The sequence below is a fragment of the Nocardia anocheti genome (assembly GCF_029675105.1).
Lineage (GTDB): Bacteria > Actinomycetota > Actinomycetes > Mycobacteriales > Mycobacteriaceae > Nocardia.
In genome coordinates, this window is sequence record NZ_JAQQFV010000005.1 from 405,032 (window position 1) to 431,257 (window position 26,226).

At 68.8% G+C, this 26,226-nt stretch carries 24 protein-coding genes; 6 read left to right on the forward strand and 18 right to left on the reverse strand.

Annotation, left to right across the window (positions count from 1 at the left end; genetic code table 11):
• Nucleotides 1-43 precede the first annotated feature (43 nt).
• The 8 genes from QC180_RS15805 to QC180_RS15840 form a co-directional block, all read right to left on the reverse strand.
• Nucleotides 44-604: a hypothetical protein gene (locus QC180_RS15805; RefSeq protein ID WP_278263488.1), complete on the reverse strand. Its 561-nt coding sequence runs from the start codon at nt 602-604 to the stop codon at nt 44-46.
• A 28-nt stretch (nt 605-632) separates the two neighbouring features.
• Nucleotides 633-2,291 carry an acyl-CoA synthetase gene (locus QC180_RS15810; protein ID WP_278263489.1) on the reverse strand — a complete coding sequence of 553 codons (1,659 nt, stop codon included), beginning with the start codon at nt 2,289-2,291 and terminating at the stop codon, nt 633-635.
• A 124-nt stretch (nt 2,292-2,415) separates the two neighbouring features.
• A complete protein-coding gene (locus QC180_RS15815; RefSeq protein ID WP_278263490.1) occupies nt 2,416-4,041 on the reverse strand; it encodes an acyl-CoA synthetase in 1,626 nt (541 codons plus the stop codon).
• A 98-nt stretch (nt 4,042-4,139) separates the two neighbouring features.
• Entirely contained in the window at nt 4,140-4,634 is a 495-nt protein-coding gene (locus tag QC180_RS15820; protein WP_278263491.1) for an ArsR/SmtB family transcription factor, read from the reverse strand.
• Between the two features lie 112 nt (nt 4,635-4,746).
• On the reverse strand, nt 4,747-5,379 hold the full coding sequence (locus QC180_RS15825) for a hypothetical protein (RefSeq protein ID WP_278263492.1): 633 nt from the start codon (nt 5,377-5,379) through the stop codon (nt 4,747-4,749).
• A gap of 87 nt (nt 5,380-5,466) precedes the next feature.
• Nucleotides 5,467-5,844, reverse strand: coding sequence for a PIN domain-containing protein (locus QC180_RS15830; RefSeq protein WP_278263493.1), 378 nt, complete (start codon nt 5,842-5,844; stop codon nt 5,467-5,469).
• Nucleotides 5,841-6,155 (reverse strand): type II toxin-antitoxin system Phd/YefM family antitoxin, encoded by a 315-nt coding sequence (locus QC180_RS15835; RefSeq protein WP_278263494.1) that lies wholly within the window; start codon nt 6,153-6,155, stop codon nt 5,841-5,843. The genes QC180_RS15830 and QC180_RS15835 overlap by 4 nt, the downstream gene beginning before the upstream one ends.
• A 44-nt stretch (nt 6,156-6,199) precedes the next feature.
• The gene (locus QC180_RS15840; RefSeq protein ID WP_278263495.1) at nt 6,200-7,183 is read right to left on the reverse strand and encodes an AurF N-oxygenase family protein; all 984 of its coding nucleotides are present in this window, start codon (nt 7,181-7,183) and stop codon (nt 6,200-6,202) included.
• 123 nt (nt 7,184-7,306) lie between these two features.
• Here QC180_RS15840 and QC180_RS15845 point away from each other — a divergent pair, with 123 nt between their 5' ends.
• Nucleotides 7,307-8,269, forward strand: coding sequence for a DUF5996 family protein (locus QC180_RS15845; RefSeq protein ID WP_278263496.1), 963 nt, complete (start codon nt 7,307-7,309; stop codon nt 8,267-8,269).
• 1 nt (nt 8,270) lies between these two features.
• On the opposite strand, the gene QC180_RS15850 is transcribed toward QC180_RS15845, so the two are convergent.
• Nucleotides 8,271-8,459 (reverse strand): hypothetical protein, encoded by a 189-nt coding sequence (locus QC180_RS15850; protein WP_278263497.1) that lies wholly within the window; start codon nt 8,457-8,459, stop codon nt 8,271-8,273.
• Between the two features lie 62 nt (nt 8,460-8,521).
• Between QC180_RS15850 and QC180_RS15855 the strand changes: the two genes are divergently transcribed.
• The gene (locus QC180_RS15855) at nt 8,522-9,103 is read left to right on the forward strand and encodes a maleylpyruvate isomerase family mycothiol-dependent enzyme (protein ID WP_278263498.1); all 582 of its coding nucleotides are present in this window, start codon (nt 8,522-8,524) and stop codon (nt 9,101-9,103) included.
• Nucleotides 9,104-9,159: 56 nt separating this feature from the next.
• Here the strand turns inward: QC180_RS15855 and QC180_RS15860 are convergent, their stop codons facing one another.
• From QC180_RS15860 to QC180_RS15870, 3 genes are read right to left on the reverse strand one after another with little or no spacing between them, the layout of a single operon-like run.
• Nucleotides 9,160-9,999: a ChuX/HutX family heme-like substrate-binding protein gene (locus QC180_RS15860; RefSeq protein WP_278263499.1), complete on the reverse strand. Its 840-nt coding sequence runs from the start codon at nt 9,997-9,999 to the stop codon at nt 9,160-9,162.
• Complete coding sequence (locus tag QC180_RS15865) at nt 9,989-11,728, reverse strand: diflavin oxidoreductase (RefSeq protein WP_278263500.1); 1,740 nt, start codon at nt 11,726-11,728, stop codon at nt 9,989-9,991. The genes QC180_RS15860 and QC180_RS15865 overlap by 11 nt, the downstream gene beginning before the upstream one ends.
• Nucleotides 11,725-17,145 carry a glutamate synthase-related protein gene (locus QC180_RS15870; RefSeq protein ID WP_278263501.1) on the reverse strand — a complete coding sequence of 1,807 codons (5,421 nt, stop codon included), beginning with the start codon at nt 17,143-17,145 and terminating at the stop codon, nt 11,725-11,727. The genes QC180_RS15865 and QC180_RS15870 overlap by 4 nt, the downstream gene beginning before the upstream one ends.
• A gap of 260 nt (nt 17,146-17,405) precedes the next feature.
• Between QC180_RS15870 and QC180_RS15875 the strand changes: the two genes are divergently transcribed.
• Both QC180_RS15875 and QC180_RS15880 read left to right on the forward strand, forming a co-directional pair.
• Complete coding sequence (locus QC180_RS15875; RefSeq protein WP_278263502.1) at nt 17,406-17,963, forward strand: hypothetical protein; 558 nt, start codon at nt 17,406-17,408, stop codon at nt 17,961-17,963.
• Between the two features lie 46 nt (nt 17,964-18,009).
• Nucleotides 18,010-18,645: a hypothetical protein gene (locus tag QC180_RS15880; RefSeq protein WP_278263503.1), complete on the forward strand. Its 636-nt coding sequence runs from the start codon at nt 18,010-18,012 to the stop codon at nt 18,643-18,645.
• 67 nt (nt 18,646-18,712) lie between these two features.
• Here QC180_RS15880 and QC180_RS15885 read toward each other — a convergent pair whose 3' ends face one another.
• The 3 genes from QC180_RS15885 to QC180_RS15895 all read right to left on the reverse strand — a co-directional run bounded on the left by QC180_RS15885 (nt 18,713) and on the right by QC180_RS15895 (nt 21,839).
• Nucleotides 18,713-19,069, reverse strand: coding sequence for a nuclear transport factor 2 family protein (locus QC180_RS15885; RefSeq protein ID WP_278263504.1), 357 nt, complete (start codon nt 19,067-19,069; stop codon nt 18,713-18,715).
• Nucleotides 19,070-19,194: 125 nt separating this feature from the next.
• A complete protein-coding gene (locus QC180_RS15890) occupies nt 19,195-20,412 on the reverse strand; it encodes an acyl-CoA dehydrogenase family protein (RefSeq protein WP_278263505.1) in 1,218 nt (405 codons plus the stop codon).
• Nucleotides 20,413-20,444: 32 nt separating this feature from the next.
• Nucleotides 20,445-21,839: an acyl-CoA dehydrogenase family protein gene (locus QC180_RS15895; RefSeq protein ID WP_278263506.1), complete on the reverse strand. Its 1,395-nt coding sequence runs from the start codon at nt 21,837-21,839 to the stop codon at nt 20,445-20,447.
• 131 nt (nt 21,840-21,970) lie between these two features.
• On the opposite strand from QC180_RS15895, the gene QC180_RS15900 reads away from it, so the two are divergent.
• Nucleotides 21,971-23,383, forward strand: a complete 1,413-nt coding sequence (locus QC180_RS15900) for a glycosyltransferase family 39 protein (protein ID WP_278263507.1) — start codon at nt 21,971-21,973, stop codon at nt 23,381-23,383.
• A gap of 26 nt (nt 23,384-23,409) precedes the next feature.
• On the opposite strand, the gene QC180_RS15905 is transcribed toward QC180_RS15900, so the two are convergent.
• A complete protein-coding gene (locus tag QC180_RS15905) occupies nt 23,410-24,171 on the reverse strand; it encodes an alpha/beta fold hydrolase (protein ID WP_278263508.1) in 762 nt (253 codons plus the stop codon).
• 22 nt (nt 24,172-24,193) lie between these two features.
• Between QC180_RS15905 and QC180_RS15910 the strand changes: the two genes are divergently transcribed.
• Nucleotides 24,194-24,598 (forward strand): MerR family transcriptional regulator, encoded by a 405-nt coding sequence (locus tag QC180_RS15910; RefSeq protein ID WP_278263509.1) that lies wholly within the window; start codon nt 24,194-24,196, stop codon nt 24,596-24,598.
• Nucleotides 24,599-24,627: 29 nt separating this feature from the next.
• On the opposite strand, the gene ftsX is transcribed toward QC180_RS15910, so the two are convergent.
• A complete protein-coding gene (gene ftsX, locus QC180_RS15915; protein WP_278263510.1) occupies nt 24,628-25,530 on the reverse strand; it encodes a permease-like cell division protein FtsX in 903 nt (300 codons plus the stop codon).
• Nucleotides 25,530-26,219, reverse strand: coding sequence for a cell division ATP-binding protein FtsE (gene ftsE / locus QC180_RS15920; protein ID WP_278263511.1), 690 nt, complete (start codon nt 26,217-26,219; stop codon nt 25,530-25,532). The genes ftsX and ftsE overlap by 1 nt, the downstream gene beginning before the upstream one ends.
• Between the last annotated feature and the right edge of the window lie 7 nt (nt 26,220-26,226).

Consider the following 26,226-nt stretch of genomic DNA (forward strand, 5'->3'; position numbering starts at 1 on the left):
CGAAACAGCGCACGGGGAAGGTCCGTGCACCGGGTGAGGGAGATCAGAAAGGAATCGCGAGGGGTGGACCGCGGGTGCGCAGCGTCTGCGCGGCGAAGATCCGCAGGATGACGCGGTCACGATGGATCAGGCGCAGCGGCGCCGGGTCGGGGACGCGGGGGGCGCGGTAGCGCAGGGGCAGGATCCGCGCCAGCACGGCACTGCCGATCCGGTAGGCGGCCTCGGCACCGAGGATGACGGCGGCGGCCAGGATCGCGGCCACCAGGTGGGCGGCGAGCATGCCCAGGCCGAGCGAGTCGGCGCCGTGATGGGAGTGCCCGGACCAGCTCATGGTGGTGTGGCCGAGCAACTGCCCGCCCAACAGCACCGCGGCCAGCCCGACCGCGCCGTGGCGCAGCGGGCCGATCCCCGCCACCACCGCGCCGATCACGGCCGAGACCGCGGCCAGCAGGGCGACGGTGGTACTTCCGGGCAGCGCGCCCCCGGCGGCCAAGCCGTGCGCGGCCAGCGACAACGCCCCCGACATCGAGCCCGCGCAGGCACCGCGCAGCCGCGCGCCGACGGCACGCGACGGCGCGGAGGCCCGCGCGAACTCGATGATCACCGGCTGATGATAGACGACCGGTATCGGCTCACTGCCCGTCGACCGCCATCTCGACCAGCGGCTTGCGCAGCAGTTTGCCGGTGGCGTTGCGCGGCAGTTCGTCGAGGAAGATCACCTCGCGCGGCACCTTGTAGCGGGCCAGGTTGGCGCGCACGAACTCCTTGATCTCGGCCGCGTCGCGCGCCGAGTCCGGACCGGGCACCACGAACGCGCGCAGCCGCTTGCCGTAGTCGCGGTCGTCGACGCCCACCACGGCCGCCTCGAACACGTCGGCCCGGCCCGCGATGAGGTTCTCCACCTCGAGCGGGAAGACGTTCTCGCCGCCGGAGACGATCATGTCGTCGTCGCGGCCGTCGATGTAGAGCAGCCCGTCTTCGTCGAAATGGCCGACGTCACCGCTGGACATCATGCCGTCGACCATCTCCTTGGTGCGGCCGTCGGTGTAGCCGGTGAAGGCGAAACCGTTGTCCACGAAGATGGTTCCGGTGACATTCGGCGCGGTGATCGGCTGGCGGTTCTCGTCGAGCAGCACGATCCGGATGCCGACCGGTGCCTTGCCCGCGGTGGTCGGCGCCTTGCGCAGGTCCTCGGGGGTGGCCACGGTCATCACCGCGCACTCGGTGGAGCCGTAGAGGTTGTAGAGGGTGTCGCCGAAGTAGTCCAGCGTGCGGGTCACCACGTCCGGGGCGATGGCCGAGCCCGCCGCGAAGATCACCTTCATGGTGCGCGGGTCGTAGTTCGCCAGCACCGCCTCGTCCAGGTCGAGGATGCGCTGGAGCATGGTCGGCACCACGACCAGCGAATCCGCCCGGTATTTCACGATATTGGCGAGCGTGAGTTCCGGATCGAACTTGCGCTGCTGGAAGATCACCCGATTGCCCAGCGCCAGCCCGAGGGTGAACTGCGACAGGCCGGTGCCGTGGAAGATCGGCGCGGCCATGATCATGGTGCCGTTGTTGGGCAGCGGCACCCGGTCCACGAACTGCGCCGAGGCGAACGGCGAGACCTTGTCGCGCGGGGCGCCCTTGGGGGTGCCGGTGGTGCCGCTGGTCAGGATGACCATGCCGCCGGGCTTGCCGGGCGCGCTCAGCGGCGCGACCGAGCGGCCCGCCACCAGCGAGTCCACGGTGGGGATCGACGGGTCGACGCCGTGCGCCTCGTCCACCCAGGTGAGCACGCGCGGGATGTCGGCCGGGATGGCGCTCATCAGGTCGACGAACTCGCTGTCGTGCAGCACCGCCTTGACCTTCTCGCGCGCGGCCACATCGGCGAACTGCGGCTTGGCGAAACCGGTGTTCATCAGCACCGCCCGCACGCCCAGCTTGCCCGCGGCCAGCAGGCTCAGCACCATGCCGCGATGGTCGCGGGCCAGCACCGCGACTACATCGCCCTCGGCGATCCCGCTGGCCCGCAGCCCGCGCGCGAAGGCATTGGACTGTTCGTCGAGCTGGCCGAAGGTCAGCTCACCGCGCTCGTCGACGATCGCGCCCGCGGTGGGCCGCGACTGCGCCGCGTGCATCACCACGCCCGCGAACGGCCCGAACTTGGAGACGTTGAAGAACGAGCGGGCGGCATGATCGGGACGCAGCGGATTGAACAGCTTGCGATCGACCATGACCTTGACGCCGAGCGCGAAATCACCGGCACGTCGGGCGGTGCCACCGAGCGCGGGCAGAGACAGAGACATCGAACAGCCTTCCGGCGGTGGCCCATGACGAGGGGGCCGGACCGCGTCCTCGAGATCCAGTGCTGGGTGACAGTATCAAGTACCGGCGGTTCCGGTGACAAGCAGTCTCAGGTACTCGCCGGTATCACTGGGAGACCTCATAGTCGACGAGCGCCCGCCGCAGGATCTTGCCGGTGGCGTTGCGGGGGAGTTCCTCGACGAACACGACCTCGCGCGGCACCTTGAACCGGGCCAGATTCGACTTCACGTGCTCCTTGATCTCGGCGGCCTCGACCGAGTGGCCCGGCTCCACCACGATGAAGGCGCGCAGCCGCTTGCCGAACTCGTCGTCGTCGACGCCGACCACGGCCACGTCGAACACGTCGGGCCGCTCCACCAGCAGGTTCTCGACTTCCTGCGGGAAGACGTTCTCGCCGCCGGAGACGATCATGTCGTCGTCGCGGCCGTCGACCATGAGCAGGCCGGAGGCGGTGAAGTGGCCGAGATCGCCGCTGGACATGTAGCCGTCGATGATCTGCTTGTTGCGCCCGTCGGTGTAGCCCTCGAACGGGGCGCCGCTGCGCACGAAGATCCGGCCCGGCGTCTCGGGGGTCTGGACACGCTGGTCGTTGTCGTCGTAGAGGCGCACCTCGCAGGTGATCGGCGAGCGGCCTACCGTGCCCGGCGCCTCGGCCAGCTCGGCCGGGTTGGCGATGGTGGCGATGGCCACCTCGGTGGAGCCGTAGAGGTTGTAGAGCACCGGGCCGAACGCCTCGGTGGCGCGGACGCACAGCTCCGGGGTGAGCGCGGAACCGGCGAACAGGATGACCTTCAGCGAGGACAGGTCGTACTTCGCGCGCACCTCGGCGGGCAGTTCGGTCATCCGGTGCAGCATGGTCGGCACGCAGACCAGCATCTCGACCTGGTGCTCGGCGATCGCGGCGAGGGTGGCCTCGGCGTCGAAGCGGCGGCGCATCACGATCTTGTTCGACAGGATCGAGCCCACCAGCCAGGTGCCCAGGCCGGTGCTGTGGAAGATCGGCGAGACGATCATCATGGTGCCCTGCTTGGGGAAGGGCACCCGGTCGACGAACTGCGCGGTGGCCATCGGGGTGACCTTGGTGCGCGGGGCGCCCTTGGGCAGGCCGGTGGTGCCGCTGGTGAGGATGATGAAGCCGCCGGGCTTGCTCGGGGCGGGCAGGTCGTCGGTGCTGTTGTTCGCGATGAGATCGTCGAAGGTGGTCGCGCCCTCGGGCAGTTCGGTGCCCTCGTCGACCCAGGTGAGGTAGCGCGGCAGCTCGGGCGGCAGGGCGTCGAGCAGGCCGAGGAATTCGCTGTCGTGCAGCACCGCGCGCACGTTCTCGCGCGCGCACACCTCGGCGAACTGCGGCTTGGCGAAGCCGGTGTTCATCAGCGCGATCCGCGCGCCCAGCTTGCCCGCCGCGATCATCGACATGATCAGCCCGCGGTGATCGCGCGCCAGCACGGCGATGACGGTGCCCTCGCCGATGCCCGCCGCCTGCAGTCCGCGCGCCACCGCGGTCGACTGCTCGTCGAGTTCCCGGTAGGTGAGTTCCCCGCGCTCGTCGGCCAGGGCGACCTGGTCGGGTACCACGCGGGCGGAATGCCGGACCAGGGTGGCCTGCGGGCCGTAGATCTTGGATTCCTTCATCGTCCGCAGGGTCTCGAGCGGCTTGGTCGGGTCGGACACGCCGCGCGAACGCAGCACTCCGAGGGCCTTCACGCTTTCGAGCAGGTGGGACACGTTCACTCGGCTACCTCCGGGCTTCGCTGATCTGATGCTCACCGTAGCAGCCGGTATGCTCTACATCACAGTGTTCTAACCGGACAATTGGGATATTTCTCCGCTCACCGCTGCGCGCTGGCCAAGGTCGCGAGCAGCGGGACGAGCCTGGCCTCGGGAACCTCGAAGCGCCCCCGCCCGGCCGTCTGCAACCAGCCGACCGCCGCGAGCTGACGAAGGTGCTGGTAGATCTCGGCCGAGGTGCCCAGTTCCTCGATCGCGGCGAGGTCGGCGGCGGTGCGGCGGCCGTAGACGATCTCCTGCAGCAGTCGCAGCCGGACCGGGTCGGCCAGGGCGGCAAGGCAATTGGCGGCCTCGATGGTCCACACGTCGCCCACCACGGCGTCGGTGGCGAACTGGGCCTGCCAGTTCAGCTGCTCGCCGGTGGGCAGGTGCAGCGCGCCCGCCAGCAGCACGCCGCCGTTGCGCGCCCCGGCGGCCTCGAACTCCTGCCGCAACCGGGCCACGGCCCACGGCAGGTTCGGGTCGCCACCGTCGGGGCGGTTCTCCAGGGCGGTGACCCGCCGTTCCAGTTCTTCGAGTCGGTCGACCAGATCCACGCGGTCAACCTACGCCACGCCGAAACCCTTGCGCCGCAATCCCACCCTCGCGTGACCCGGAACGCGGCAGCGCACCCCGGCGCGGTGCCGGGGTGCGCTGGGAAAAAACCGCTCAGCCGGTGACGGCGCCGAACGAGGGCTGCTGGATGGTGCCCAGCTGGTAGGCGTACCCGTCGGGGTGCTGCTCGTCGACCGGGACCGACCAGCGGTGCCACAGCGTGCCGTAGACCGCCGCGACGATCAGGCCGCCGCCGGTGTTCAGCGCCGCGGTGCGGATGGTGGTGTCCACCGGGACGTCCTGGTGCTCGGTGAGCACCGCGGTGCCGCTCTGCCCGTTGGACAGGTTCAGCCACATCACCTCGAGTTTGGCGCCGTTCTGGTTCGGCGAGATCGTGCCGGGGCCGCCGAAGAAGCCGAAGCGGAAGCCGTCGATGTCCAGGGCGATGCCCGAGCCGTAGACGCCGGGACCGCCGCCGTTCTGGCCGATGTCGGAGGTCGCGGGAATCTGGAACGGCTGCGCGGGCAGCGCCACCTCGACGGTGCCGTCCTCGGTCAGCCGGTCCAGGGCCGCCAGCGCGCCCTCGTTCCCGGCGACGGAGGTGCGCAGCTGCGCGACGGCGGCGGCCACGTCCACGGTCCGCGGCTCGGGATCGGCGACCGCGGGGGCCGCGAAGACGACGGCGATCGCGGCCGAGGTGGCGGCGACAGCGGTGGTGAGACGACGCATGAAGATCGAATGACGCATAACCAGCTCTCCCTCGAGTGTTCCTGGTACTGCTTTCACTCGAGCACCGTAACCGAGACGCGTATCACACTCGAGGCCACCCCGCTATCACGGCATCGGGGCGATCTGCACCTTGTATCCGCGATAGAGCTCCGGCTTCGCGGTGAGCACCGGCATGTCCAGGTGCTGGGCGGTGAACACCACCGGCGCGACCAGCGGCCAGTCGATATGGTCGTCGGCCATCGGCACGGTGGTGCCGACGCGGATGGCGGTGGCGGCGTCGAGTTCGGCCCAGCGCACCGCGACGCGATTGTCGAGCAGGCGGCCGAGTTCGTCGATGTTGTCGACCGCGCGCATGGCGGCCATCAGGCTCACCGAGGGCACCACCATGATCCGGCGCTGCTGGGTGAACTGGCGCATGATCACCTGGCCGAACAGCGGTGAGCGGGCCAGCGAGGTGAGCGCGGTGTGGTCGGCGACGCTCACCGCTCGCTCGCGGCCGTGCCGTTCAACGCGCGCATCAGGGTGCTCAGTTTCGCTTCCGCGTCGGCGATCTCGGCCTCGGAATGCTGCTTGATCCGATCGTCGAGCCTGCCGAGGATCTGTTCGCGCAGATCGTCGTTGAAGTACGCCGGGGGTAATGCCCCGTGCCGTAACACCTCAGCGGGTACCACCGCGACCAGCTCCTTCCCCTCCCGGGTCACGATCACCGGCCGTCCGCTCGCGGACACGCCGTCGAAAACACTACCGAGCTGCCCCCGCAACTCGGTCAGTGGCACTGTCTCGTAATCAGCCATAGTCCACTGTACATCGCTGTGTACAGTGGACTGTCGGCTTCGGCTCAGGCGACTTTGCGGGCCGGTTCGCTGCGGTAGCGGGTGGCCGGGCCGTCGATGCTCAGCAGCTTCCAGGTGAGCTTGGCGACGGGATTCATCATGCCGCTGTTGGTGGCCAGCGCCCGCACGTCACCGAAGATGTTGCGGATGGTGCTCTGCGATTCCTCGCAACCCCAATACGCCTCGCGCATCACCTCGGCGGGGATGTCGAACTTGTCGACGAACTCCTTGGGTGGGGTCATGATCATGTCGAGCATCACCCGCATGGCGATCGGGAAGGCCACCGAGAGTACGGCCTTGGTGATCGGGTTCATCCCCGGCACGTTGCGGCGCAGGTACTCGTGGGCGAAGGAGATGTGGCGGGCCTCCTCGGCCACGTGGATCTGCATGACGCGCTGCACCATCGGATGCAGGTCGACCCCGGCGCGCAGCAGTGACTTCTGCAGGTGGTCGATCGGCTCCTCGCCGCCCAGGATCATGGTGAAGAACAGCTCGGGGAAGTACTTCACGGCGGGCCAGATGGCCATCGTCAGCTTGCGATCGATGCTGCCCATGCCGACCACATCGCGGTAACCGATGCGGTTGATCATCTCCTGGAACATCATCGTGTGGTTGCACTCTTCGGCAGCCTCGTGGGTGACGTAGCGGAATTCCGGGTCACCGTTGGGCACCGAGACCAGGTACTGCATGAGCCCGCGGATGAGCAGTTGCTCGAAGTCCAGGCCCACCTTGGCGATGCCCGCCTGTCGCCACATGCCCATGGCGATCTGCTTCTCGACCGGCTGTGCCTTGTACCAGGGATGACGGCCCAGCGGGTCCTCGTCGGGCATGATCCAGCGCGGGTCGTCGGAGTGCACGGCGAACTCGGGCGAATCCCAGTCGATGTCGACATAGGGATCGAAGTGCCGGTTCACCGAGCCTTCGGACAGGTTGCGCAGGATCTCGTGGTACTCGGGATCGGTCGCGGTGTTCTTGGTTGTCGACAGCATCGGTGATGTCTCCTTCGTGTGGCGCACGTCCCACTTTATATGAGACCCAGGGTCTCAGACAACAGCGGCTCGCGCGAGTTCGCGTATCCGGCTCGCGCCACCGAGCGCACGTAGCATGGAGTGATGGCCCGTCTCACCCCCGCCGGAGCCACCTGGCCCGAGCTGAGCGTCGACTCCTGGTCCGATACCCGCGACACCCTGCACATGTGGTTGCAGATCGTCGGCAAACTGCAGCTGTCGGGAACCGCGCTGGTCAATCACTGGTGGAACGCCACCTCGCGGGTCAGCGCCCGCGGGTTGCGCACCGGTGCGATCCCGGTGGACGGGCGGGTGCTCGACATCGAGTTCGACTTCGTCGACCACGAACTGAACCTGCGCACCAGCGACGGCCGCCGGGCCTGCGTGGTGCTGCGTCCACGCACGGTCGCCGACTTCTACGGCGAGCTGCGTGACATCCTGGGCAGCCTCGATGTCGCCATCGACATCGACGCCTCACCCAACGAGGTCGACCCGGCCATCCCGTTCGCGCGCGACACCACCCACGGTTCCTACGACGCCGATGCCGTGCACCTGTTCTGGCAGCAGCTGGTGCAGATCGACCGGGTCTTCGCGCTGTGGCGAGCGGGTTTCGCCGGGAAATCCAGTCCGGTGCACGTGTTCTGGGGCTCGTTCGACCTGGCCTGCACCCGTTTCTCCGGCCGCAGCGCACCCCCGCATCCCGGCGGCGCGCCGAACTGCGCGGACTGGGTGATGGAGGAGGCCTACTCGCGCGAATGCGCCAGTGCCGGTTTCTGGCCCGGCGGCGCCGAGGGCATGTTCTACGCCTACGCCTATCCCGCTCCGGAGGGCTACAGTGACCGTCCCTCGGGTCCCGACGCCGCCCACTGGGACACCGACCTCGGCGAATTCGTGCTGCCCTACGAGGCGGTACGCACCGCACCCGACCCCGACGCCACCCTGCTCGACTTCCTCGACACCACCTACGCGGCCGCCGCCGACCTGGCCCACTGGGACCGCAAGCTGCTCGACGTCGACCCGCACCGCCTGGACCGGCGCCTCCACCTCGACGACACCACCCGCCTGTGAACTAGTCGTTCGCGGGCTCCTCCGGAGCCTTGCGCCGCAGCTGTCCCCGGACCATCAGCACCCCCGCCGCCACCAGCCAGATCACCGCGTAGATCACCGCCCGCACCGGGCTCCAATTCGCCACCAGCAGGCCGACGGCCACACCGCCCGCCACGCCGAGGATCATGATCGGATTCCCAGTGCTGCTCATGCGAGCGATCATTCCACGGCGCGCGCCGATGAGTTCGCCGATCGCGACCCGTCCACATCCGTATGGACCGTGATCTCATCGAGCGTCGACTGCGCGCCGAACGCCTCGACCTCGCCGATTTCCTCGAGCGACTCACCCCCGACGAGTGGTCACGCGACTCGCTGTGCGGGCAATGGTCGGTGCGCGACGTCGCCGCCCACCTCACCACCGCCGACACCCTCGGCGCCACCCTCACCGGCCTGATCCGCGCTCGTGGCAATTGGGACCGGATGAACGCCGACGCGGCCGTCGCGCGCGCGGCCCGACACACCCCCGCTGAACTCGTCGCCCAGCTGCGGGCCTTCGCCGAGTCCCCGCGCCGCTCGCCCGGCGCCGCCCCGCTGGACCCGCTGGCCGACATCATCGTGCACGGCCAGGACATCGCCCGCCCGCTCGGCCGCACCCGCACCGCGCCCACCGACGAGGTCGTCGCCTGTCTCGACCACATCGTCGCCAGCCGTTTCTACGGCGCCCGCAAGCGCCTGCGCGGCCAGCGCCTGACCGCTACCGACGCCGACTGGACCTACGGCACCGGCCCCGAGCAGGTGCAGGCCCCCGCCCTGGACCTGCTGCTGCTCGCCACCGGCCGTCCGCTCGCGTCCTGAACCGGATGGCGAGGCGGCGACCGTCGGGCTCGGGGGGTGATGGTCGTGCTGGAGTCCTACTCCGGGTGATCCGGTAGCGACGCGACGACCGCTTCCCACGCGTCGTGCAGGTGATGGCACACCGGCCCGGTCTGGGTGAGCACGGTGACGCACCGGTTCTGGTGGTCGTAGAGCTCCACCGCCGAGGTCTTCCCGGCGACGCCGTGCGCCTCGGTGACCCAGCATTCGGCCAGCAGGCTCGGGTCCAGCGCGTACCGCGCCGCGTTGTACATCACCGCCACGTGACCGCCCGCCCACTCGGCCATCGCCGCCCGCCCGCGATGCAGCTGCACACACCCACCGCCGGGCACGGCGACGGTGTGGGCCAGGCTGACCTCGGTGAGATGGGTCAGCAGATGCGGCACGACCCGCTCGTCGACGCGCCGGGCGCCGGTGAACGGCAGCACCCGGTAGCGCGCGGGCGACAGGTCGTCGAGGTGGGTGATCTGGTCGGTCTCGCGCCAGTTCACCGTCGTCCAGTCCAGCGCGCTGGCCGGTTCCGGCTCGGCCGCCGGTGCCGATTCCAGCGCCTGCACCATGAGCCGGTCCGACATCGGAGTGAGGTAGGCGCGGTGGGTGCCGGTGGCGTCGGCCAGGGTCAGCGCGCGCGGGGTGAGCACGGTATCGGTGACCAGGCCGGGGTGCACCCGCAGCGCGATCTGCTGATCGCCGCAGCTCAGCGCCTCACCGGGCAGCGCGGGCTGCTGGTATTCGCCGGTCTGGCTGAGCAGGGCGACATCGTTGGCCGTCACCGAGACGACGGTGCCGAGGGCGGGCAGCGCCGCGGCGACCACGCGGGGGCCCGCGACGAGGTGGCGGGCCGGGCAGCGCTCGCAGCGCCCGTTGTCAGTACACATCGCGGACGTACCGCTTCTCGCGCTTGAGCGTGTTGACGTAGGCGTCGGCGCCGTCGGCGTCGAGTCCGCCGTGCTCGGCGACGATCGCGTGCAGCGCCTTGTCCACGTCCTTGGCCATCCGGGTGGCGTCACCGCACACATAGAAGTGCCCGCCCTCCTCGAGCCAGGCGAACAGGTCGGCGCCGTGCTCGCGCATGCGCGTCTGCACGTAGATCTTCTCGGCCTGGTCGCGGGAGAACGCGAGGTCGAGCCGGTTCAGCACGCCCGAGTCGTGCCAGCCGGTCAGCTCGTCGGCGTAGATGTAGTCGTGCTCGCGGTGCTGGTCACCGAAGAACAGCCAGTTGCGGCCCTGCGCGCCACGCTGTTCGCGTTCCTGCAGGAACGCGCGGAACGGCGCGATGCCGGTCCCGGGGCCGACCATGATCATCGGGGCGTCGTCGTCGCCGGGGACGCGGAAGTGCTTGTTGGGCTGCAGGAAGATCTTGGCGCCCTCGCTGCGATCGGCCAGGAAGGTCGAACACACCCCGCCGCGCTCACGCCCGGCCCCCTGGTAGCGCACGCTGGCCACCGTCAGATGGATGTGGTCGGGATGGGCCAGCGAGCTCGACGAGATCGAATAGGCCCGGTGTACAAGGGGTTTGAGAAGTCCGACGAACTCCTCGAGGCTGAGCGCGTCACCGCCGATGCGCAGGATGTCGAGGATGTCCTTGCCGTAGAGCCAGCGGTCGAGCACGTCCTTGACCCCGCCGCGCAGCACGTGCGAGAGCTCCTCGTGCTCGGCGCGGCTCTCCACCTCGCTGAGCAGATCCTTGGACGGGGTGCTGATCTCGTAGCGATGACCCAGCAGCTCCCCGAGCGGCTCGCCGTCGACGAGGGTGTCGGGCGAGACCCGGAAGTGCTCGGTGATGGCCGCGACCAGTGCCGGATCGTTCTCCGGTACCACGGCCAGCGCGTCGCCCGCCTCGTAGACGATGCCGCTGTCGGCCAGCGCGAACTCGAAGTGGCGGATCTCCTTGCCCGAGCCCGCCCCCGACAGCACCCGATTCACCGGCAGCAGCGCGGAATACGGGTTCTTGCGGGTCCAGCCGGACCGCGCCACCGTGCTCGGTGGCGGTGTGCCCGGATTGCCGCTGGCCCCGGCCAGGGTGACCAGCGTCGAGACCGCGCTGTGCACCCATTCGGCGGCGGCGGTCTCGTAGTCGACATCGCAGTCGGCCCGGCCCACGATGCGGTGCGCGCCCAACTGCTCGAGCCGGGTGTCGATGAGCTTGCCCGCCTGACAGAACCCGTCGTAGCCGGTGTCACCGAGCGCGAGCACGCCGTAGGCGACGCCCTCCATGCGCGGCGCGGTGGTGGCCGAGAGCGCGTCCCAGAACAATTCGGCGTTGTCGGGCATCTCGCCCTCGCCGTAGGTGGAGGTGATGATCAGGACGTACTTCAGCCCGGCGAACTCGTCGAGCGCGATCTCGTCGAGCCCCCTGACGGTGGCGTCGAACCCCTGCGCCTTGGCCGCGGCGGCCGCGTCCCCGGCGACGCTCTCGGCATTGCCGGTCTGGGTGCCGTAGAGGATGCGCAGCGGCACCCGCGGGGCCCCGGTGTCGGTGACGGCCGCGGGCGGGGCGGACAGGTTCATCGCCAGCCGCGAGTGCAGCCCGGCCAGGAAGCCGGACAGCCAGGCGCGCTGGTCCTCGTTGAACGGGGCGTCTTCGGGAATGTAGGCGATTTTCATGCGCTGGTGACCGTTTCGAGGGCGGGGCCGGACAGGGCGACGACGGGAACGGCCTGGTGGGCGAACAGTTCCTCGAACGACGGCAGACGGCCGATCTTGTCAATGTTCTTGGCGGTCTGGAACAGGATCCAGCCGTAGGTGCCGGGGCTGTCCATGGACCGGACATTGCGCCTGCTCAGCGCCTGCTTGTAGTCGGAGAGGCGCTTGTCGGCGACGAGCACAGCGAGATCGTCGTCGCTGAAGCCGTCGATGGCCTCGCGGGCGTACTTCTGCAGCTTCTGGATGAGGAAGAAGTCCTCGGTGAGGATCAGATTCCGCACGGCCTTGCCGACCACCGGATCGTCGACCTTCGCCGGACCCGACATGCGTGAGAGCGCCAGCTGCTGGGCCATGTTCAGCACCGTGTAGGTGTTGAGCAGGGCGAACATCTCTTCGTTGTCGGTGTCGCCGTAGCCGGGGACCGAGCCGTCCAGGACGGTGCGCTGCTCACGGTAGGACAGCTTGAACTTGCGCACCTGGTGTCCGGCCAGCGCCGCGGCGAGCTCGTCGAGCAGTTCGCGGCGGGTCTTGGCGGCCAGGATCGCGTCGGAGTCCTGGTACTGCAGCAGCGCGCGCGGCATGGCGTAGCTGAGCAGGTGCCGGGTACTTTCCCAGTCTTCCAGCAGCGCACGGCCTTTCACCGATCCGGTGGCGGCGACATGCCATTCGAGCATGGTGCGCGCGGCCAGCTCGTGGAACGGCGCGTCGGTGATCGGCAGCACCAGCACCGAGTCGGCGCTCACCTTGGCGGCCAGGTCACCGTCGGGGTTGTACTGGTAGAGGAATCCGCCGCTCATGCCGTTGGCGACGCCCTTGCCGAAGCCGCCGATATTGAGCACGGCACCGTTGGTCATGTACTCGCACAGGAATTCACCCACGCCCTCGACCACCGCGGTGGCGCCGGAGTTACGCACCGCGAACCGGTCACCGGCCTGGCCCTCCACGAATAATCGACCACCGGAGGCACCGAAGAGCGCGAAGTTGCCGATCAGCACATTGGCGCCCTCGGCGCCGCCGCCGGGGGAGCGCACCACGATGGTGCCGCCGCAGGCGCTCTTGCCGACGCCGTCGTTGCAGGTTCCGGTGTGGGTCAGGGTCATGCCGTCGGTGCAGAACACGCCGTAGCTCTGGCCCGCCGAACCGGTGGTGGTGACGCCGACGCTGTCGGGCAGCAGATACCGGCGCCCGCGATCGTCGACGGTGACCGCCGCGCCCTCGGCGCCCTCGTGATTGAGCAGGCGCTCGATGTCGATGGCGAGCTGCCCGCCGACGCTCTTGTTCCGATTGGTCAGCGCCACCGGCGCGTAGGAGACCCCGCCCAGATCGAGCCGCGCGAGGAAGGCGTCGTCGATCGCGAAGTCCTTCTCCATGTAGATCGGGTCCGCGACGATCACCTCCTCGGCGACCTCGAGCATGCGCCGCAGATCCAGCGTGCCGATGCTGGACGGGTGGTCGTGCAGGTGCAGCAGATCGCTGCGCCCGCGCGCCTCGCGCAGCGAACGCAGCCCCAGCGTCGCCAGGATCTCGCGCACCTCGTGCGAGATGTTGAGCAGATACTGCGCCAGCGCGCGCGGATCACCTTCGAACACTTCGGCATTGGTGGTGAGCCCGGCCGGACACTTGATATTGCAGTTCTTGGCCATCACGCACTTGAGCATCATCAGCGCGGTGGTGCCGAACTCGAAGCTGTCGGCGCCCAGCAGCGCCGATTTCACCACGTCACTGGCGGTCTGGTGCGCGCCGGAACAGCGCAGGATCACCTTCTGGCGAATCCCGTTGGCGCACAGCGCCTGATGCACCTCGGCCACACCGATCTCGGCGGAACGCCCCGCGTACTTGAGGCTCGTCACCGCCGCGGCGCCGGTGCCACCGGTATTGCCCGCGACATTGATGACATCGGCCCCGGCCTTGGCCACGCCGACCGCGATCGTGCCGATGCCCTCGGAGGACACCAGCTTCACGATCACCCGCACGCGGGCGGCCTTGCAGTCGTGGATCAGCTGGGCGAGATCCTCGATCGAGTAGGTGTCGTGATGCGGTGGGGGAGAGACGAGTTCGACACCGGGCGTGCCACCACGCGCCGCCGCGATCTCCACGGTCACCTTCGGCGCGGGCAGCTGACCACCCTCGCCGGGCTTGGCGCCCTGACCGATCTTGATCTCGAGTTCCTGCAGCATCGGGTCGGCCAGGTACCCCGACCACACGCCGAAGCGCCCGGAGGCGAACTGCTTGATCCGCGACCCACGGATGGTGCCGTAGCGGGTGATGTGTTCGCCGCCCTCACCGCAGTTGGACATGCCGCCGACCATATTGGTGCCGTGCGCGACCGCCTCGTGCGCCGGAGCCACCAGCGCGCCGTGACTCATCGCGCCCGAGGCGAGGGTGCCGGTGATCTCGCTGGCGGGCTGAACCCGGTGCAGCGGAATCGATTCCGGTGCGGTGCGGACCGCCGCGAGGTAGCGCTCGGCCTCGCCGGTGGCGCGCAGGCGCAGGGTGTCGTCGACGATCGCGTGATGTTCGATCGCCGTGCCGAAGCGCGCGTACAGCGATTCCGCCAGGACGGTCAGCCGCTCGGGACCGTGGGCCAGCCGCAGGACGAACTCGCCGTCGACCCGCTCGCACGAGAGCCCGCGCACCTGGAAGTCGTTGTTCCCGAGGCGCGCGAACTGGCCCATCTCGCTGCGGAATTCGTCGGCGGTGTGCACGAAGTTCACGTCGGCGGGCAGGGCCAGCACATCGCGCAGCGCGGCCGGGCGACGGGTGCGCTCGGCGTTCATGGCCCGCACGAAGTGCCGGTAGCCCGGGGTGATGTCGAAGCTGTCGATCGCGCGCGGGGTGAGCTGGTCGAAGCTGGTGTTGCGGTAGGCGTCGTCGTCGAGACCGAAGGCGCCTTCGAGCTGGTTGAGCGGCAGCAGGCGCAGGAAGGTGGCGTCGGTCATGGCCGGGTTGTCGGGGCGGGCGGTGTCGTCGAAGGAGATGGCCTCCTCGGTCATGTCGACGAAACCGCGCACCGCGGTGGTGCCGTAGGAGTGGCCAGCGCCCTCGGCCCGCTCCTTGAACAGGCCCAGCAGTGGGATGTCCTTGTCGCCGGTCACGGTGAGCGCGCGGGCGTGCCAGTCCGCGACCGCCGCCGCCAGCGTCGCGAACCCGACGCCCGCCACCGGCGAGACCACGTTCGGGAAGTACTTGTGCAGCACCGGGTCACCGGTGTCGAGATAGTTCGGCTCGAAGAACTCGCCGCCGATATAGCTCTCGACCGTGCACAGCCCGACCCGGCCCATGGTCTTCATCAGCGACTTCTCGGCCGCCTTGGCGAAGTGCTTGAACGCGGCGTCGGCGTCGTCACCGAACTTCTCCTCCGCGCGCATCTGCACGGCCAGCGGATACACCGCCGAGGCACCGAAGCCCAGCACGGCGGCGATGTGGTGCGAGGAGCACAGCTGCCCGCTCTCGGCGATCACCGAGACCCGCAGGCGCAGACCCTGTTCGATCAGGCGCTGGTTGATCGCCGAGACCACCATGATCAGCGGCATGGCCGCGCGTTCGGCCGAGACGTGCCGGTCGGTGATCACCGCGATGCCGCCGGACTCGCGGGCGAAGGCCTCGATCTCGTCGCACAGGGCGTCGATCGCGGCCACCAGCGCCTCGGCATTGGCGGCCGGGTCGGTGAGGTCGACGCGGTAGCGCATGCCGAAGCGGCGCACCGGGGTCTGCTCCTGATCGCGGATCTTGAGCATGTCCAGGTGGGTGAGGATCGGCGAGCGCACCACGATCTGCGGCGCGGCGGTGGCGCCGCTGTTGGGCTTGGCGCCCAGCGCCACCCGCAGCGTCATGCCGTCGGCCTCGCGGATGCTGTCCAGCGGCGGGTTGGTGACCTGCGCGAACCGCTGCGAGAAGTACTTGGCGACCCCGCCCTCCTGATCCGACAGGGCGTTGATCGCCGCGCCGTAGCCCATCGCGGAGATCTTCTCCTGGCCGGTGGCCAGCATCGGGTCCATCAGGAACTTGAAGCTCTCCTGATTGAGCGAGTACGCGACATAGCGCTGGTGCCGGGTCAGATCCCCGTCGTAGCGGGCGGGCGAGCCCTGACCCACCGGCGGCACGGCGGGCAGGTCCGCCAGATTCGTGCGCGCGGCGGCGAGCATGGCCGGATAGTCGTGGCGCGCGGCCAGCATCTCCAGCGCCTCGGTGGTGGTGTAGGACCGGCGCTGAGCGTGATCGAAGTAGAGCATGCCGCCCGCCTCGATCCGGCCCCGATGGGTGACCTCCTCCGGCGGGAAGTACACCTGACCCGCCTCCGACATCACGCCCAGGTACTCGGCGGTCTCCACGGTGCGCAGCGGGCGCAGGCCCAGGCGGTCCAGGCGGGCACCGATGATGGTGCCGTCGCCGAAGATCAGCGCGGCCGGGCCGTCGTTCTTCTCCTCGTAGAGGCTGAAGTACTCCAGCATCGCCGTGACCCGCGGCGACAGGGTGGTGTCGTTCTCCCAGGCGGGCGGCATCATCGCGACGACGGCGGTGACCAGGTCCAGCTCGTCCTCGAGCACCCGGTTCTGCAGGGTCTGGTCCAGGCGACAGCTGTCGGACTGGCCCAGCGGCCGGATGATCGCCCGGTTGCGGGCCAGCGCGATCGCGTTCTCCGACAGGCGGTTCTTCTTGTCGGTGTTGAGCTCACCGTTGTGGGCCATCAGCCGGAACGGCTGGGCCATCGTGGCGTTGGGCGCGGTATTGGTGGAGAAGCGGGTGTGGAAGAACATCGAGTGCACCTCCATCCGCGGATCGTTGAGATCGCGGAAGTAGGGCACCACTTCGTTCGAGTTGAGCCTGCCCTTGAGCACCTGGGTGCGCGCGCTCAGCGACAGCGGATACATGCCCAGCAGTTCCGGGCGGGTGTAGGCGATCGCCTCGATCGCCATGAGCGCGTCGTGGATCTTGCGGTCGTCGTCGGCCCGGAACACCCACTGGCGGATCGGCAGCTGGTACTTGCGCGCCGCCGGGCGGATGGCGTCGTCGTCGACGGGCACCTCGCGCACGCACAGGATCTCGAACCCCTGCGCGCGCAGCGCCGCCTCGATGACGGCCTCGGCCTCGCCGTGGAACGCCGGATCGGTGGGCAGGAAGAAGTTGCCCACGCCGAACTGCCCGAGCGTGAGATCCGCCCGCCCGGTGACCTCGGCGAAGAACCGCAGCGACAGGTCCAGGTTCACCCCGGCCCCGTCACCCACGCCCTCCGACGACATCCCGCCACGATGCGGCACCGCGCACAGCGCCTCGTGCAGCTTGTGGATGATCTCGTGCGTCTGAACGCCGTCCTTGCGCGTCAGAAACCCGACCCCGCAACTGCTCTTCTCCAGCGCCGCGTCATACAGCCCACTCAAACGACGATTCTCCTCGGCCCGCGCCACCAACGACGCACCCACTCTGTCTTCCTCTGCCGCCCGACCCAGCACACGGCAAATGAGCAGAGCCTAGCCTAAGTAAGCCTCAGCTAAGTCCCCGAGCGGCCAGCATCACACCCCTCACAAGACCCCAAACCAAACTGATAGGTATGTGACCAGCCCCTGGTCGGTTCACTCGCGTTGCGCAACAATGGAGTTCGTTCTCGCGGGGCACGTCGACGGACAAAGGGGGAGGCCGCATGGCACAGACGACTGTTTCTGTCGAAGCCAGGGACGACTACTGGGTGATCGCCTTCAGCCGCCGCGACGATCAGCTGCTCGACGCGCTCAAGACGGCCATCCCGCAGCGTTCACGCAGCTATGACAGGGCGAATGTCGAATGGCACATCAGGGTCGACGTCAGCGGCCTTCTGTCCACCTTCGAGCGGCTCGACGCTCGGGTGGAGCGGCTCGGTGAGCAGGCCGCACGAGATGATGTCCCCGGCGACGTCGCGCACTGGAAAAACAAGTACGACGTGATGGACACGACGGCCCGGCAACAGCAGGTCTACATTCGGCAACTCGAGGACGAGATCGAGCAACTACGCACCAGCGTGCAGCGGCTGCGGAAGGAATCGGCGGAACGGGTCGGTGGATCGGGCGACGGCGGAACCTGGGCTGAGCAGTTGTTCGGTTACCTGGCCGCCAGTCGTACGGAGGCGGTTTTCAAGGCGCTGACGAAGACCTTCCATCCCGACAACATCAAGACCGGTGACACGGTTCTGATGCAGCAACTGAACGACGCCCGTGACCGGTAAGCGATGGTGGCGGACCAGCGGAGGTGATCGTGACCGATCCGCCACGATGGGTGGCCATGGCCCGTATACGCAGGCAGAGCGGTCCTTCCATCTCGAACTGGCACAATGGCAGACCGAACAGGATCAGCTCGACACCCTCGTCGCGGTGGCGCGGAGGATGGCCCGCCGCGGCGGCGGGACGGAATACGGCGTGGTGCTGAAGTCGGGCGAGACGGCATTGTTCGCGGACAACAGTCGGCTGATCGAGCCGAGGAGGCAGCGGGGGTACTCGTCCGGCCGATCGTCAGGGGTGAGTGTTCGCATCGCCAGAGGGGTTTGGTACCGCACCAGCGGCTATCGGGGAACCTATGTGCCCGGGCCTGAGCTACAGACGTCCGTTGATATCGGCCGGGCGGTGATCACCACTGCCCGAGTGATCTTCACCGGCGGCAAAATCACCAGGGAGTGGCGGTTCGACAAGCTGGTCGGTGTCGCCAGCGAGGGCGACGTGGTCCTGATGCACGTCGAGAATCGTCAGAAGGTCTCGGGGTTGCTCGTCGACTGTGGCTCCGCGGAATTCCGTGCCTACCTCGAGGTCGCACTGGCCGTAGCCCAGCGCGGCATGGCCGCCGCCGTCGAGGAACTGAAAGCGGCAGCAGACGCGCACATGGCCAGACAACCGCGGCAGTTCGGGCAGTACTGATCAATCGATGAGTTGCTGGACCCCAAGTTGATATCGCCGATGCGGTGGCGATATCGGACGATCCGAATCAGGTGGTGCTGGCGTGGGCGGCGATGATGCGCCAGCCGTGGGTCTCGTCGTGGTGCCAGGTTCGGGTGTAGCGCATGCGGGCGGCGAAAGGGGTGCCGTGGACGGTGCCTTCGACGGTGCCGAGGAACCAGGTGACTCCGGTGGGGCCGTCGGTGCGCACGGTCAGGTCTTCTTCGATCAGTTTCGTCATCACCTGGGCCCGGGTGCGATGCAGTTCGAGGTCGTCGGACTTGGTGTAGACATCGCCGCCCATGGTGAAGATCAGGCGGTCGTCCAGTAGGCGGTCCAGTGCGTCGACGTCGCCAGCGAGTTGTGCGGCCTGCAGTCGATGTTCGGCGTCGCGTAGATCCTCCATGCGTCCGAGCCTGCCAGTCGCGGCGCCGCGGGGCTCGGGTTTTCACGTTCGGCTGAATGCGCGCACCCCGGAAAACGAAGAACCGGCACGAGTCGACTCGCACCGGTTCTCCGTTGTCTACCAGCTCACTTCAGCTCGGCGGAGGACTTCCCGAGCACGCGGCGAGCCACGATCAGCTGCTGGATCTGCTGGGTGCCTTCGAAGATGTCGAGGATCTTCGAGTCGCGGCCCCACTTCTCCAGGAGCAGGCGCTGGGAGTAGCCCAGGGTGCCCGCCAGTTCGACGGCCTTGAGGGAGACGTCGGTGCCGGTGCGACCGGCCTTGGCCTTGGACATCGAAGCCTCGAGCGAGTTGGGCTTCTTGTTGTCGGCCATCCAGGCCGCGCGCAGGGCCAGCAGGTAGGCCGACTCGTAATCGGCTTCCATGCGCAGGAATTCGGCGGCGGCGGCGTGCTGGTTCATGGCGGGGGTGTCGTAGGAGATCTCGACACCGGCCTCGGTGAGGATGACGCGCAGCTCCTCGAGGGCGGCGCGGGTGACGCCGATCGCCATGGCGGCCACCAGCGGACGGGTGTTGTCGAAGGTCTGCATGACCCCCGCGAAACCCTTCTCCACGTTCACTTCCGGCGAGCCGAGGATGTTGTCGGCGGGAATCCGGCAATCCTGCAGCAGCAGCACGGCGGTGTCGGAAGCCTTGATGCCGAGCTTGTGCTCGAGACGCGCCACCGACAGGCCGGGAGCGTCGCGCGGCACGACGAACGACTTGATCGCCGCGCGGCCCAGGCTCTTGTCGACCGAGGCCCACACCACGACGTGGGTGGAACGCTCACCGGCGGTGACGAAGATCTTCTCGCCGTTGAGGACCCACTCGTCGCCGTCGAGCACGGCGGTGGTGGTGACGGCCGCGGAGTCCGAGCCGAAGGACGGCTCGGTGATGGCCATCGAGGCCCACACCTTGCCGAAGCGGGCCAGCTGCTCGTCGGTGGCGACCGCGGCGATGGCCGCGTTGCCCAGACCCTGGTAGGGGATGGTCAGCATCAGGCCGACATCGCCCCAGGAGGTCTCGAGCGCGTTGAGCAGCGCGGACATGTTGCCGCCGTTGGCATTGGCGACGATGCCGGTGTCGGCCGCCTCGTCGTTGCGGCCGCCCGCGGCGCCACCGATCTTCTGGGTGCCGGAGTCCGACAGGCCCTCGATCATGGCGGCCATGGTGTCGAGCTCGACCGGGTACTCGTGCTCGGCGAGGTCGTACTTGCGCGAGATCGGACGGAAGATCTGGGAGGCGACCTGGTGGGCCTGGTTGGCGCTCGCCTTCAGCTTCTTGGGGAGTTCGAGATTGATCATGGGAAGTCTCCTGGAAGGTAAGAAACGGGCCGTTACACCAGCACGATGCCCTCGGCGACGCCGATGGCACGAAGGTCGCGGTACCAGCGCTCGACCGGGTGTTCCTTGGTGAAGCCGTGGCCGCCGAGCAGCTGCACGCCGTCCAGGCCGATCTGCATGCCCTTGTCGGTGGCCAGCTTGCGCGCCAGCGCCGCCTCGCGGTGGAACGACAGGCCCTGCTCGGCGCGCGACGCACCCCGCAGCGTCACGAGCCGGAGACCGTCGAGCTCGATGGCCATATTGGCGACCATGAACGCGACCGCCTGACGGTGCGAGATCGGCTCGCCGAACGCCTCGCGCTCGTTGACATAGGGGATCACGTAGTCGAGCACGGCCTGACCGGTGCCGATGGCCAGCGAGGACCAGCCCAGCCGCGCCAGCTGCACGGCGTCGGTGTACTCGGCGGCGCGGGCGGCGGCGTCACCGTCGCCGAGCACGGCGTCGGTGCTCACGGCGACGTTGTCCAGGATCAGACGGCCCAGGCCCGCGGCGCGCAGACCCATGCTCGGGTCGGCTTCCACCGACAGACCGGCGGTGTCGGACTCGACGACGAACAGCGCGGGGCGCCCGTCGAGCTCGGCGGCGACGATGAACAGCTCGGCGTCGGCGGCGGCCGGGACCAGGCTCTTCACGCCGTTGAGGCGGTAGCCGCTGGGGGAGCGGGTGGCCTTGGTCTGTAGGGCGAACGGGTCGAACAGGGCGCGCGGCTCGTTGATCACCACGGACGCCTGCGGCACGTTCTCGCCGGTGAAGGCGGGCAGGTAGGTCTTCTGCTGGGCGTCGGTGCCCCACTGCGACAGCGCCACGGCGACACCGCTGGGCGCCAGGATCGGCAGCGCGAGGCCCATGTCACCGTGCGCGAGCGCCTCGGCGACCAGGGAGTTGGTGACGGCGCCACGCTCGGAGGCGGCGCCCTCGAGCTCCTCGGGCACGTTGATCAGGGTGATGCCGAGTTCGGCGGCGCGCTCGAGCAGGTCGCGCGGGGCCTTGGCGGCGTTGTCGGCCTCGTAGGCGGCCGGGCGCAGGATCTCCCCGGCGAAGTCCTTCACGGTCTCGACGATCATCTGCTGCTCGTCGGACGGGGTGAGGTCGAAGTAGTCCTTGGTCTTGGACTCGTTGTCGGCCAGGCGCTGCGGCTTGCCGCCACCGGTGACCTTGGCGAAGGTGCGGGTGGCCGCGCCCAGTGTGCGGAACCCGGTCTTGGTGCCCTCGTAGGTGACTCGCTCGATGGGCTTGCGCAAGTTGTACTTCTCGGCGAGCTCCGACCCGGTAATGGTCGTCAAAGCGCGCATCGCGGTGCCCATCCAGTCCCGCTTGGGCTGGCTGAGGCCGACCGCGGACGTGTCGTTCGGACGTCGCTTGGTCGCGCTGTCTCGAGTGCTCATCATCACCTGATTTCCTCGGCTGTCGGGACACTGGCTGCCCCGCCTATCTTACTCCTCGGTAAGACTATCTTACTCCGGAGTAAGAAATGCAATGATCCCTTGGGAGAATCGCCGGATTCTGTCACGCTGGACTGGTGTCTGTCCTGGTGTCGGCCTTCGCGCTCGTCCTGTTGCTGACCTCCCCGCGCTACGGCTACCACCGCGACGAGCTGTACTTCCTGGCCGCCGGACAGCGCCTGGACTGGGGTTATCCCGATCAACCACCGCTCGTCCCCGCCCTCGCGCGACTCCTGAGCGCCATCGATCCCGACGCCCTCTGGCTGCTGCGGTTGCCCGCGACGCTGGCGGCCACCCTCGTCGTGGTCTGCGCCGGGCTGATGGCGCGCGAACTCGGTGGCGGGCGCGGCGCGCGGGTCCTGGCGGCGGGCGCCGTGGCGAGTGCCGCGCTGGTGCAGGGCGCGGGTCACCTGTTCGGGACGACGATCTTCGATCTGGCCGCGTGGTCGCTGATCTGCCTGCTGGTGCTGAAACTGGTCCGCGGGGCCGACCCGCGCTGGTGGCTCGCGGTCGGCGCGGCGGTCGGCCTCGGCGTCCTGAACAAGGTGCTGATCGTCGTGCCGGTGGCCGCGCTGACGTTCGCGCTCCTGCTCACCCCGGCCCGAAAGATCCTCGCCACCAGGTACTTCCCGGCCGCGATCGGCATCGCCGCGGTCCTCGCCGCGCCGTATCTGTGGTGGCAGGCGAGCAACGACTGGCCGCAGTGGACGCTGAGTCGGGCGATCGCCGCCGGTTCCTCGGGCACCTCGGACTCGCCGATCATGTTCGTGCTCTTGCAGTTCGGCCTCATCGGCCCGCTGCTCGTGCCGCTGTGGGCCTACGGGCTGTGGCGATTGTGGCGCTCGCGGTATCGGGCTTTCGCGCTCGCCTACGGCCTGCTGTTCGTGGTCTTCCTGATCGCGGGCGGGAAGGCGTACTACCTCGGCGGGATGTATCCGGTACTGCTGGCGTCCGGCGCGGTCGGGCTGACCGGGTGGTTGGGTGCGAACCGGAAGCGCTGGGCGGCAGCGGGTTCCGTGGTGGCACTCAATGCGGCCCTGTCGGCCTCGTTGTTCCTGCCCTTGCTCCCGGTGCAGGCCGTCTCCGAGTCACCGATGCTCGCGGTGAACTACGACGCGGGCGAGACCATCGGCTGGCCCCGCTTCGTCGAGCAGGTCGCCGCCGCCCATCCGCCCGGCGCCGCGATCCTCACCGCCAACTACGGCGAAGCGGGCGCCATCGAGCACTACGGCGCCGCCCACGACCTACCCACCCCGCATTCCGGCCACAACGCCTACTGGTCGTGGGACCCGCCACCGGACACCGCGACCACGGTCCTCACCGTCGGCCTGGCACGCGACCGCCTCACCGCCCTGTGCGCGACCGTCGAACCGGCGGGCGTGATCGACACCGGCCTCGACAACGACGAACAGGGCGCCCCCTTGTTCCTCTGCCAAGACCCCCGCCACCCCTGGTCCCAGCTGTGGCCCCACCTCCGCACGCTGGGGTGACCGAGCTGGTGACCAAGGGTCCAGGTTCAGAGGTGGTGGCGGTCGAGGAAGTCGGTGAGGAGTTTCTGCCACGCGTCGGGCTGCTCGAGCATGACGACGTGGCCCGCGTCGATCTCGGTGTACTCGGCGTCGGGGATTCCGGCGGCGAGGGCACGGGAGTTGGCGGGGTCGATCAGCAGATCGGCGGTGGTGGCGACGACGAGGGTTGGCACGGTGATGCCGGGCAGGTCGGCGGTGGTGTCGACCCGGGCGACCAGGTCGGCCTGCTGGCGGGTGCCACCGGGGATCGCGGCGCCGATCTCGTCGACGAGCGTGTCGACGAGCTCGGCGGGCAGGGCGTTGAGGTGGCGCGCGGAGAACCCGGTCGCCATGATCAGGCGCGCGAAATCGGCGTGGTCCGCGCGGTCGATGAGGTCCTGCCAGCCCCGCAGGATCAGCCGTGCCCGATTGTCCGGCGCGGCGAAGCCCGCGGTGAGGATCAGGCCGGTGACCCGCTCGGGATGACGGGCGGCCGCGCGCACGGCCACCGCGGTGCCGAGCGAGAACCCGACGAGGGTGAAGGTGTGCACGCCCGCCTCGACCGCGGCGGCCACCAGCGCGTCGGCGAGGGCGTCGAGGGTCAGCGGGGTGTCGTCGGCCGGGTAGTCCGAGCCGACCACGGTGTGGGTGCGGGCGAGGGCGGGAATCACGGGACCGAAGTTGGCCTCGATCCCGCCGCCCGCGCCGTGGGCGAGCACGATGCCGGGGCCCGAGCCGTGGACGGTGGTCTGCAAGGGAATCGCTGTCATGGCAGCGAAGTTAGGTATTCACATGGATGTGAAGGTCAAGTCCGGTGCGGGAGGTCACATGCTGATCGGTGAACTGGCCCGGCGCACCGGCGTCGCCGCGCGGCTGCTGCGCTACTACGAGGAACAGGGCCTGTTGCGGCCGAACCGCGGTCCCAACGGCTACCGCACCTACCCTGAGGACGCGCTGCGGACCGTCGAACGGATTCGCGAACTACTCGCTGCCGGACTGACCACCGAGGACATCGCCGCCCTGCTCCCGTGCGCGCACGCCGACGCCCCGGTCCAGGCGTGCGAGATGTCGGTGCGGATCATGGCCGAGCGCACCGCCGAACTCGACCGACGCATCGAGGTCCTCGACCGTCAGCGTGCCCAGTTGACCGCGCAGCTCGACGCCAGCCTCGCCCACGCGGACCCGACGGCCCGTTGAACCGCGGCGGGGACCCCCGCCGCGGAACCTCATTCGCGCACGTAGAACCGCAGCGTGAGATAGGCGGTGAGCGCGGCGAACACGATGCCGATGGGCGCGATCGTCAACGCGACCACCGCGATGTCGTCACCGGTGATGCGCGGGAACACATTGCTGTCGAACAGCGGGCCCAGCGCCCGGTCGATCACCAGCGGCCGCGCGATCACCAGACCCAGCACCGCCAACACCGAGCCCACGAACGCCGCCGCCACCGCCTCGAGCAGGAACGGCAGCTGGGTATACCAGCGCGTCGCGCCGACCAGACGCATGATGCCGACTTCCGTACGCCGGGTGAACGCGGCGATCTGCACCATGTTCAGCACCAGCAGCATGGCCGCCAGCGCCATCACCAGCGCCAGGCCGAACGCGGCGTTGCGCAACCCGTCGAACAGGCTCACCAGCCGGTCCACGAACTCCTTGTCGTTGGCCACGATCCGCACGCCCTGGCGGGTGGCGAAGCTGTCGTAGATGTGCTGGTACTGGTCGGCGTCGGTCATCTTCACCCGCAGCGAGGCGGGCAGCGGTGAGTCCTTGATGTACTGCACCATCTCGGGCTGGTCGGCGAAGAGCTTCTGGGCCTCCTCCAGCGCGTCGGCGCGATTGAGGAACTGCACGCTCTCCACGCCCGAGGTCGACTTCAGATCGGCCAGCAGCGTCTTGCACGGCTCGGCCGCGCAGTCCGGGTCGGTGTCGGAGATGGCGTCGTCGAGGTAGAACCGCACCTCGAGGCGGCCGATGAAGAAGTTCTCGGTCTTGTCGGCCATCCGCACCGACAGCATGCCGCCGCCGAGCATCATCAGCGACACCGCCGTGGTGAGGATCATCGCGATCGTCATCGTCAGATTGCGGCGCAGGCCGTCGGCGACCTCGGTGAACAGGAAACTCAGTCGCATTATCGCCCCACCCCGTAGACGCCGGTCGCCTCGTCGCGCACGAGTCTGCCGTGGTCGAGTTCCACCACCCGCCTGCGCATGGCGTCGACGATGTGATTGTCGTGGGTGGCCATCAGCACCGTGGTGCCGATGCGGTTGATCCGCTCCAGCAGCGCCATGATGTCGGCGCTGGTCTCGGGATCGAGATTGCCGGTGGGCTCGTCGGCCAGCAGCACCAGCGGCCGGTTGACGAACGCGCGCGCGATCGCCACCCGCTGCTGCTCACCCCCGGACAGCTCCGAGGGCAACCGGTTGCCCTTGCCACCGAGCCCGACCATGTCGAGCACCTCGGGCACCGTGCGCTCGATGAACTGGCGTCGCTTGCCGATCACCTCGAGCGCGAAGGCCACGTTCTGCTCCACGGTCTTCTGCTGCAGCAGCCGGAAGTCCTGGAACACGCACCCGATGCGCTGACGCAGCTTGGGCACCTTGCGGCCGGGTAACCGGTCGACCCGGAAGTCGGCCACCCGGATCTCGCCGGAGGTCGGCGACTCCTCCTTGAGCAGCAGCCGCATGAACGTCGACTTCCCCGAACCGGACGGACCGATGATGAAGACGAACTCGCCCTTGTCCACGTCGACCGAAACGTTGTCCAGCGCGGGCCGCGTCGAGGTCTTGTACGACTTGGTGACGTTGCGCATGGTGATCACGGGGAGC

Excerpts from the sequence above, each read along its gene's own strand:
- QC180_RS15860 (WP_278263499.1), bottom strand. The coding sequence starts at position 9,999 with ATGTGTACTGACAACGGGCGCTGCGAGCGCTGCCCGGCCCGCCACCTC.
- QC180_RS15855 (WP_278263498.1), top strand. The coding sequence starts at position 8,522 with ATGGACCGTGATCTCATCGAGCGTCGACTGCGCGCCGAACGCCTCGAC.
- QC180_RS15885 (WP_278263504.1), bottom strand. The coding sequence starts at position 19,069 with ATGGAGGATCTACGCGACGCCGAACATCGACTGCAGGCCGCACAACTC.
- QC180_RS15835 (WP_278263494.1), bottom strand. The coding sequence starts at position 6,155 with ATGGCTGATTACGAGACAGTGCCACTGACCGAGTTGCGGGGGCAGCTC.
- ftsX (WP_278263510.1), bottom strand. The coding sequence starts at position 25,530 with ATGCGACTGAGTTTCCTGTTCACCGAGGTCGCCGACGGCCTGCGCCGC.
- QC180_RS15890 (WP_278263505.1), bottom strand. The coding sequence starts at position 20,412 with ATGATCAATCTCGAACTCCCCAAGAAGCTGAAGGCGAGCGCCAACCAG.
- QC180_RS15880 (WP_278263503.1), top strand. The coding sequence starts at position 18,010 with ATGGGTGGCCATGGCCCGTATACGCAGGCAGAGCGGTCCTTCCATCTC.
- QC180_RS15840 (WP_278263495.1), bottom strand. The coding sequence starts at position 7,183 with ATGCTGTCGACAACCAAGAACACCGCGACCGATCCCGAGTACCACGAG.
- QC180_RS15845 (WP_278263496.1), top strand. The coding sequence starts at position 7,307 with ATGGCCCGTCTCACCCCCGCCGGAGCCACCTGGCCCGAGCTGAGCGTC.
- QC180_RS15865 (WP_278263500.1), bottom strand. The coding sequence starts at position 11,728 with ATGAAAATCGCCTACATTCCCGAAGACGCCCCGTTCAACGAGGACCAG.
- QC180_RS15895 (WP_278263506.1), bottom strand. The coding sequence starts at position 21,839 with ATGATGAGCACTCGAGACAGCGCGACCAAGCGACGTCCGAACGACACG.
- QC180_RS15910 (WP_278263509.1), top strand. The coding sequence starts at position 24,194 with ATGGATGTGAAGGTCAAGTCCGGTGCGGGAGGTCACATGCTGATCGGT.
- QC180_RS15810 (WP_278263489.1), bottom strand. The coding sequence starts at position 2,291 with ATGTCTCTGTCTCTGCCCGCGCTCGGTGGCACCGCCCGACGTGCCGGT.
- QC180_RS15905 (WP_278263508.1), bottom strand. The coding sequence starts at position 24,171 with ATGACAGCGATTCCCTTGCAGACCACCGTCCACGGCTCGGGCCCCGGC.
- QC180_RS15825 (WP_278263492.1), bottom strand. The coding sequence starts at position 5,379 with ATGCGTCATTCGATCTTCATGCGTCGTCTCACCACCGCTGTCGCCGCC.
- QC180_RS15875 (WP_278263502.1), top strand. The coding sequence starts at position 17,406 with ATGGCACAGACGACTGTTTCTGTCGAAGCCAGGGACGACTACTGGGTG.
- QC180_RS15850 (WP_278263497.1), bottom strand. The coding sequence starts at position 8,459 with ATGAGCAGCACTGGGAATCCGATCATGATCCTCGGCGTGGCGGGCGGT.